The sequence below is a fragment of the Vibrio sonorensis genome, assembly GCF_001854765.1.
Lineage (GTDB): Bacteria > Pseudomonadota > Gammaproteobacteria > Enterobacterales > Vibrionaceae > Vibrio > Vibrio sonorensis.
In genome coordinates this window covers 1-7,280 of record NZ_LJJE01000001.1, presented here as the reverse complement: position 1 = coordinate 7,280, position 7,280 = coordinate 1, and the positions used below count along the sequence as shown (strand labels likewise).

19 protein-coding genes are annotated in these 7,280 nt (G+C 40.7%); 18 read left to right on the top strand and 1 reads right to left on the bottom strand.

The features are described from left to right. The 15 genes from BLO31_RS23675 to BLO31_RS25280 form a co-directional block, all read left to right on the top strand. A partial coding sequence (locus tag BLO31_RS23675; protein WP_175443147.1) for a hypothetical protein occupies nt 1-207 on the top strand: 207 nt, incomplete at its 5' end. 17 nt (nt 208-224) lie between these two features. After that, entirely contained in the window at nt 225-488 is a 264-nt protein-coding gene (locus BLO31_RS00070; RefSeq protein WP_070962216.1) for a hypothetical protein, read from the top strand. A gap of 15 nt (nt 489-503) precedes the next feature. Further along, nucleotides 504-779, top strand: a complete 276-nt coding sequence (locus tag BLO31_RS00065; protein WP_070962214.1) for a hypothetical protein — start codon at nt 504-506, stop codon at nt 777-779. A gap of 11 nt (nt 780-790) precedes the next feature. After that, a complete protein-coding gene (locus BLO31_RS24750; protein WP_281182191.1) occupies nt 791-922 on the top strand; it encodes a hypothetical protein in 132 nt (43 codons plus the stop codon). Nucleotides 923-931: 9 nt separating this feature from the next. Beyond that, on the top strand, nt 932-1,174 hold the full coding sequence (locus BLO31_RS00060) for a hypothetical protein (RefSeq protein ID WP_070962212.1): 243 nt from the start codon (nt 932-934) through the stop codon (nt 1,172-1,174). Between the two features lie 15 nt (nt 1,175-1,189). Continuing rightward, on the top strand, nt 1,190-1,423 hold the full coding sequence (locus BLO31_RS00055) for a hypothetical protein (RefSeq protein ID WP_070962210.1): 234 nt from the start codon (nt 1,190-1,192) through the stop codon (nt 1,421-1,423). Between the two features lie 10 nt (nt 1,424-1,433). Continuing rightward, a complete protein-coding gene (locus BLO31_RS23670; RefSeq protein ID WP_175443146.1) occupies nt 1,434-1,586 on the top strand; it encodes a hypothetical protein in 153 nt (50 codons plus the stop codon). 147 nt (nt 1,587-1,733) lie between these two features. Continuing rightward, nucleotides 1,734-2,267: a hypothetical protein gene (locus BLO31_RS00050; protein WP_070962208.1), complete on the top strand. Its 534-nt coding sequence runs from the start codon at nt 1,734-1,736 to the stop codon at nt 2,265-2,267. A gap of 11 nt (nt 2,268-2,278) precedes the next feature. Then, nucleotides 2,279-2,794, top strand: coding sequence for a hypothetical protein (locus BLO31_RS00045; RefSeq protein ID WP_139158909.1), 516 nt, complete (start codon nt 2,279-2,281; stop codon nt 2,792-2,794). A 13-nt stretch (nt 2,795-2,807) separates the two neighbouring features. Next, nucleotides 2,808-2,981, top strand: a complete 174-nt coding sequence (locus BLO31_RS23665; RefSeq protein ID WP_175443145.1) for a hypothetical protein — start codon at nt 2,808-2,810, stop codon at nt 2,979-2,981. Continuing rightward, nucleotides 2,978-3,526 (top strand): RNA-binding protein, encoded by a 549-nt coding sequence (locus BLO31_RS00040; protein WP_070962204.1) that lies wholly within the window; start codon nt 2,978-2,980, stop codon nt 3,524-3,526. The genes BLO31_RS23665 and BLO31_RS00040 overlap by 4 nt, the downstream gene beginning before the upstream one ends. Nucleotides 3,527-3,540: 14 nt before the next feature. Then, the gene (locus BLO31_RS00035; protein ID WP_070962202.1) at nt 3,541-3,759 is read left to right on the top strand and encodes a hypothetical protein; all 219 of its coding nucleotides are present in this window, start codon (nt 3,541-3,543) and stop codon (nt 3,757-3,759) included. 526 nt (nt 3,760-4,285) lie between these two features. Next, a complete protein-coding gene (locus BLO31_RS00025; RefSeq protein WP_070962199.1) occupies nt 4,286-4,660 on the top strand; it encodes a hypothetical protein in 375 nt (124 codons plus the stop codon). A 250-nt stretch (nt 4,661-4,910) separates the two neighbouring features. Further along, nucleotides 4,911-5,339, top strand: a complete 429-nt coding sequence (locus BLO31_RS00020) for a hypothetical protein (protein ID WP_070962197.1) — start codon at nt 4,911-4,913, stop codon at nt 5,337-5,339. Further along, a complete protein-coding gene (locus tag BLO31_RS25280; RefSeq protein ID WP_483855403.1) occupies nt 5,339-5,605 on the top strand; it encodes a DUF8087 domain-containing protein in 267 nt (88 codons plus the stop codon). Before BLO31_RS00020 ends, BLO31_RS25280 begins: the two co-directional genes overlap by 1 nt. Before the next feature lie 64 nt (nt 5,606-5,669). Here BLO31_RS25280 and BLO31_RS00015 read toward each other — a convergent pair whose 3' ends face one another. Continuing rightward, a complete protein-coding gene (locus BLO31_RS00015) occupies nt 5,670-6,254 on the bottom strand; it encodes a DUF2913 family protein (RefSeq protein ID WP_070962196.1) in 585 nt (194 codons plus the stop codon). Nucleotides 6,255-6,459: 205 nt separating this feature from the next. On the opposite strand from BLO31_RS00015, the gene vapB reads away from it, so the two are divergent. Genes vapB through BLO31_RS23660 form a run of 3 tightly spaced genes read left to right on the top strand, consistent with a single transcriptional unit; the run spans nt 6,460 to nt 7,275 of the window. After that, a complete protein-coding gene (gene vapB, locus BLO31_RS00010; RefSeq protein ID WP_070962195.1) occupies nt 6,460-6,693 on the top strand; it encodes a type II toxin-antitoxin system VapB family antitoxin in 234 nt (77 codons plus the stop codon). Continuing rightward, a complete protein-coding gene (locus BLO31_RS00005) occupies nt 6,686-7,108 on the top strand; it encodes a type II toxin-antitoxin system VapC family toxin (RefSeq protein WP_245688331.1) in 423 nt (140 codons plus the stop codon). Before vapB ends, BLO31_RS00005 begins: the two co-directional genes overlap by 8 nt. A gap of 14 nt (nt 7,109-7,122) precedes the next feature. After that, nucleotides 7,123-7,275, top strand: coding sequence for a hypothetical protein (locus BLO31_RS23660; protein ID WP_175443144.1), 153 nt, complete (start codon nt 7,123-7,125; stop codon nt 7,273-7,275). The last annotated feature ends 5 nt before the right edge of the window (nt 7,276-7,280 follow it).

Sequence of the window (7,280 nt, the reverse complement as noted above, 5' to 3'; positions counted from 1 at the left end):
AATAGCTTAGAACTTGGTTTGAATGTTTCGGTTTATGTCGAAAGTTGCTCAGTTTGGATTTCTGCAAAAGACGATTTGACAAAGATTGTGATTAGTCAGCATCACATGCACCCGCAAGCCTTAGTTCATAGAGAGCTAGGTAAGAGCAGCAAAATCAAGACACCTACAGCCAAGCGATTAACCGCATTGGTTAAAGAATACTTTTAAGAAGGGAAAATAAGTCTATGGAACTATTAGGAAAAAGCGCCCGTAAGTTTGGTTCTGAGTCTCATACGGTTAGCCAAAACTTAGATGAGTACCTTGCCTACAGAGGTAAGAACGCAGCCTACAAGGATTGGTTATATAAGCTCAATCGTGGTGATCAGCTTCCTCGCGGTAAATTCTTCAAAGGCAAGAAAGCAGGAAAGCCAATTATCTTGATGGATGAAGCTCATCTTTTCTTGGGCGGTTCTTCTGGCGCGGCCTTTTCTCGCGTTGCAAACAAATAAGGGGAAAAGATCGAAATGTCGAAGATTCAAAAAATCATGCTTGAAGCATCTGGGGTTCAACTAACTATTGAGAAGAACGCTCAAAATATGGTGTTTATCTCTGTAGGCCAAAACTTGATTAACCAAGCTGTAGAACTCGATGATATTTTATTGAATTACTATGAAGCTCAAGATGAGTTGGATATAGATTGCTACTCGATGCTAGTTGACTCTATAAACTACAAGTTATCGCAAGATAATCTAAAAAAAATTAGTGCCTTTCTTGGCCGTCACATCGAACAAGCGATTTAAGGGGAATAGGGATGAACTGGATTTTAGGATGTTTAGGGGGCTTATGCCTTGTTTCTTCAATTGCATTAGATGGCAAGAAAGGAAAATTCGTCATTGGTTTGGGGATCGCTCTAATTGTACTTGGCGCAATTATTAGCTTATAGGGGAATATTATGCCTAATCAACTCATTAAAATCATTAAGACTGACGATGGTGAAGTCATTCAAGATGCCGAGCAAAAATGGTGCTTAATTGATCCTAGACCCTCAGCAGACACAATTAGAAGTCTATGCACTCAAGATGCTTTGGATTCAGATACAAGTGCTGAATGGGAAGAAAAGAGTGTTAGTCGTGGCGGCATTACATGTGACAAGTGTTTAGCCATTATCAAAGAATATAAAGCAGTTAGGTTGTAACAGGGGAAAAGGGTTATGAGTTCAGACAGCTTATACAACTCACAGAATTGCACGGTTAAAGCCGCTAGTTTCGTTCGCGGCAAAGTCAAATTGGATGATCTAATCAATCTTTGCGAAGAGCAGAAAACTATCAGCACTTCAAAATTGCAGCGATTACTCACAGAGCTTGAAGATGACTTGGTTCTTGACGGTATATTTTTGAAAGGTGTAGCCCAACGCATGGCTAAGTTTGAATCATCACAGCAGTAGGGGAAAAGACGTGCCTGAGTCGAAAACCACAGAATACGGTTATCGCTGCCCCGTACAAGGATGCAAGCAAAAGAAAAACCGAGCGTTTAAGTCTGTAATGGGTGTTGCTAAACACATCTTTGATGTCGCTGGACATTTGATCAACATGGCGAAGAAGAACTAGCTAAACGACTCAGAGTGAAAAAATCATGACGGTTGTTTCGACAGGTAGTTGGGTTTAACAATGCTCCCAACGTAATAGATACCAGTCGGGCGGGTGCAACTCCCGCCGCCGTCACCAACTAATTTAGATAAGCAGGGAAAAGAGTCCATGAGCATTAAGTCAGTTAATCCACTGCAATCTAAAGTAATTATGTGGCTAATGGTCGTCAACGTAGTGGTTTTTGGATATTTGTTAACTAGTGAGGCTACAAGCCCGCTAACCGAGTTTACTCCTCACATTATCAATTACCTTACTTTCGGTGCCGGTGAAATTGATATTGACACTTATACCTTTAAAACAGGTAATTTCGTAATTCACTTTGCTTGCTTTGGGGTCACAATGATGGCACTCCGCTCTTTCTATAGCCGAGCCTTTCATGGCAGTTTCAAAGCAGCACAAAAGGCCGCTCAAGATAAATTCGATGAAATCAACAAACGTGTAGCGCTAGGAAAAGTACAGTGTGCTTCCGTGGATAATGGCGGTTTTCTAGGAACTACGACTTCGACAATTGAGACAGACAAAGGGATCTATCGCGTACTAGGTGATATTGGATCTATTGAAAAAGGGGTGCTGGTTTCAAGGCGTCAAAATGAACTGTTTTTTGGATTGGTTAAAAATAAGAGCTACACGCTAATGTCTTAATGGGGGAAATTATGGGAGTAATTACCAAATATCTACAATCCGAGGGTGGTCAATTTGCTGTTGAGCAAGAGCGATATGGTGGCTGTTTTCGCGCTATCGTCTGCCATCGTTCAGCTTGTGACTTCATCTTTGATAACCTTGAAGGTGATGACCTCGATGGCACTCAAATGCAGTCGTTTTTTTGGGACAACGCTCTGTTCCCAAGTGCTACTGGAAATACAGTTCAAGAAGCAGTTGAAAACCTAGAATCAAAGCTAAAGATACTTTACACATTTGAGAAACAATCCGGTGGGAATGGCTGGGTAGCTGTACGTAACTTTGAGCTAAAAGCTCCTTATGATTGCGACGACGATGAAGAACAAACATTTTATGATGTGTCTTGGTTGGGCATTATAAATGACCTAAAACTTGTGTCATCTCGCTATTTTTACGAGTCAGCTAAAGAGCAAGCTTCACTGACCAAAAGGCGTGACCTTCACGCGCTAATCAACTTCAATTACACAGATGATTTCTTGTCGCTGAATTAAGGGGTGAAATTCAATGTCTGATATGGAGTTTACAAAATACTGGACTTCAGAACGCGCTAGAAAGAAGCAAACAGCGCTTACAAAGCTCTCTAACGGCTTGCTTAAAGAAGTTATAGATAACCCATTAGCAAAAGAATTGTTTGATCCGGAAGAAATTCAAGCCATAAAGGTTGCGGCTCAAGCGTGAGCCAAGTTAAGCAAAAATTTGCTCATATCAAAGAAAAGAAAGCGCGCATTGAAAAGCGTAAGGCTCAAGAACTGGCAAACATTGACAAGCAATCCAAAAAATATGCTATCGAGGTTTTAGATTCGCTCAATAACAACCCTGATACTTTTACACGAGAACAGCTTTGCTTATGGGTAACGGTAGCACACTTTACTAGCTCTGTTTTAGACCCTGAGAGTTGGGAATTAGATATTAACGATAATATGGATAATCACTATTTAGAAAGTGATCATGCATTCAGGCGACGTCATGTTTGGACGATGAGAGATAAGGCTCTGAATGCTTTTGAAGCTTACTTTAAAAGAGCGTGGCAGTATTCGTTTGAAACTGATTCTTGGGTAGTGAGAGTGCCGATTGGCGAGGCAGTAACGCAACTCAAAGCTCTAATGAACAATGAAGATTATGCCAAAAATGAAAAGCGTTATGCGCATTTGCTAGAGCCTTTAGAAGCGTACAATCGCGAAGTTGAAGCAATTGAACGACGTAAAAATATTAAGTCGGTTTAACGAGGGGAAATTATTTGGCTACCAAACTACCTAAGCTAACACCGACAGAAATCAAAGAATGGGTAAGACAGATTGAGCAGTATCACCCTATCGGTCACTTAGCTGTGCTTCCCTTTGATGCAAGTCTACCAGAAATCAAAGAGGCATACGAAAGTGACAGAGATACGCTGATTGGTATAGGTGAGGCTTTACTGGAAGCTGCTCGTTGGTCTGCATGGCCTGATAAAAACTAACTCAAGGGGTAAGATACATGAGGAAAATATTGTCCTATTACTTTGCCTTGGCATTGTTCGTCGGATTGACATTTGGTGTGTACGACTTATATACCTTAGATTCAAGTGATTACCTTGACCTTGTCTATAGGCTCTTTAGCATTGAATCCACCGTTTTCACTATGGGGTTTGTTCAAGGGATTGCAATCTATACGTCTTTTACTTTTTCAGTATTTGGCCTCGTGGGAATTCTTATTAGCATCATTAGAAAAGATGATAAAAAAAGCCTTATTAATTCTGCTATATACGGAATATTTTTGGCTTTCTTTCCAAAATTCCTTCTTCATGAAATCGCAAAACGCTTAAACAATGAAAAACCTGAAATTCATAATTTAATGGATATTATGAACCAGATACCGATAAATCTAATGCACTCTGGGGGTATCTTGATAGTCTGTATTCTTTCAGTATATCTAATTCGAAAAGTGCGGTTTACATGGACAGATGCTCAATCCTTATAATAAGGCAATAGGGGGGAAATTAAACCATGAAAATATCTACCTTATTTCTGCCCCTAGTATTGATATCGACAGGGGTACAGGCAACTAGTATAGACCTTGATTCGGTTGCTGAACTAGCCGACTCAATATGTGGCAAGTTTGTGCATAGTGGCTCTTCTCAAAAAGAGTCTGTGACGTATGACCGCGACCAAATCCCAGACGAATTACTTGCAGAGCTAAAAGCAGAATTAAGCGATCAGTTTGACGATGTGATTATCACAGCCGAGTCAATCACGTTCAAATCTGAATCTTATACAGGGATTCCGCAAGCTGATTTGGCAGAGCACAATTCGAACGTGCAAGAGTGTCGTAAGAAAGTGGGTTTGGCTGCTATAAATCAACAAATCCAACAGTCAAAGTAACGTGGGAAAATGAATCATGCCGTGGATTATCGAAGTTACAGAAAGGCTTAAAGTACGAAACTGTGACCAAAGACTAGATAGGTCATACGTCACCTCAATTAAACGATGTGGAACGAGCTGTTCAATTACCACATCTTTCGATAATGCAAAGATCTATTCAAACCGAAAACACTTTCAGAAACTTTTGAATTTTTTTGATAAAAATGGGATCGCATTCCAAATAATTACCGTTGAATCACAGAGGTAAAAAATGTCAGTTAAGCAGGCCAAGAAAAATAAACGTCGTCAGGCAAGAAAGAAATCAAAATCCATTAAAAACAACTCGAAACCCTATTCACCCGCTCCAAGGCAAAGCACTATAGATGGGGTAAAACCATTATTGATTGGTTATATTCAAAGTGAACAAAAGTATTTGGACATATTTGAATCGTTGGAACGGGGTCAAGTTTATCTTGTGGGAACGGAAGGGGCGCATACTATGCACACAGTTCTCTCCGAGCAAGAATATTTGGCGCTGATGCCTCAAAGTGATCGAATCGCATTAGCTGAACAGTTCGCGCTCCTGACAAATGAAAAAGTGGTTGCATACACAGAAGATGATGGTGGCTTTATGACTTACTGTTTAGTCGACAGTGAGGTTCTTTCCCCCCATTCAAGAGTAAAAAGTCGAATAGATTAATAGAGAAACGTCCAGAGCCCGATACCGTCTATGTATCTGAACGAGGTCAGCGTATTTACATCGAAGATGTAACAGGAGACCCAGATGACGAATTTTATCTGGTAGCAATCATTCCAGAGGATCAAAAAGAGGATATGGATGCGATTGGTGATGAGCTAGACTCACACGAATGGGTAAGAATGTTAGATATCAATGGACTAGAGCTAGAAGTTGAATCTAGTGAAGCCGAACTAGACAGTCTCCGTTCTATGTTTACCGAGTCATAACTGCGAAAAAGACTGTAGTAGTTACCCTGACCGTAATCACATTTCTCCTAGAATTGAAATGGCATTATGAAATAGGATACAAGATAATATGAGCCTCGAACGTGGCTTCATTCCATTCTTTCATTTCAGCAGAGAACCAGCCTTGTTGCTTAATAATTTTCTCCAGTTGCGGCGCTGATTCTGATTGAATCAGCATCGAGAGAGGCGCGGTTTGTTGGTTATCTTTATCAAAACAATGTTCTATGTGATCACCTAGCATGTACAGAATTTCCGGCTCTTGGTTGCTCCCCTTCTCAAACAACCGAGATTCAATTCCATGCTCATCGTACAAATAGGTAAGAAGTGAGTACAGCCTTTCTACTCCTTCAATCTTAGTATTATTGGCCTTCTCATTGAGTCGATACAGTTTCAATTCAAGGTTGCCGTTGCGAGAACGGGCAACATTAAGCATTAATTTAATGTCTTTTTTGATGTTGACCAGGCTTCTATCTTTGGTCTTAGCCTTCAAATACTTCACCAATATTTCGTTACGTTTGGATGTAGGCACATAGCGTTGACTATCTGATACGCAGCACAATAAGTGCAGGAGTGCATGGGTCACTGTTTGGTGTAAGTTGTGGTAGTAATCAAAATCTTTTCGGATCTGCATAATGGGATGATTAATAGCAAAGACCGTTGAAATATGGGGATTTGTTAACCATTTTCAACGGTCTTCATCTGGTTATTTGAATATCAACAAACTAGTTATTGACCACGGTGGAAACGGTGCAACTATACGCACACATATGCTTGACATATGTAGAGTGCGTTTTATACTACCCATATGTTAAACATATGCCTATGGTGAGGAAATTATGAGAACAGTTTCTATTTTTAAAAATGGCAAGAATCAAGCGGTACGCTTGCCAAAGGATCTTGAGTTTGACGGAGTTAATGAGCTTGAGATTCACAAAGAGGGTGATGTCATCACCTTGCGCCCAGTTCGCCCTAATTGGCTGTCATTTGGTGAGCACGAAAAGGCTGATAGTGATTTCATGGCTAACCGTGAAGATGTAATTACGGATGAAGGACGATTCAATTTTGAATAAGAAACTCAACTACATGCTCGATACGTGTATTTGTTCATTCATTATGAGGGAGCAGCCCATTACCGTATTGCAGAAACTCCAAGAGGTAGTTGGCAATCAACATCGTATCGTTATCTCAGCAATTACCTATCAAGAGATGCAGTACGGGTTATTAGGAAAAAAAGCCTCACCTAAACATGCGGTTCTAGTTCAAGAATTTCTCAAGCGAGTTGATGAGATTTTGCCTTGGGATAAAGCGGCGGTTGATGCGACGACCGAGGTTAAGCGCCACCTAATGTCGAATGGCACACCGATTGGCAACAATGACACCGCGATTGCAGGACACGCCATTGCAACGGGCTGCGTGCTTGTCACGAATAATACTAGAGAGTTTCAGCGTGTCGAAGGGCTAAAGCTCGAAGATTGGGTTCACTAGAGAGGGAAAATGACATGCAGCACTTAATGGACTACTTAACAGGCTATCTTGATGGTTGTGATGACAAACAAAGTGGCCGCTTGTCACCTTCAAAAAATTACGACAATTCAGATAGTTGGGAAGGTTGGCTAGATGCGGCTGTCGAACCCACTGATAAACCAAATTAAGGGGT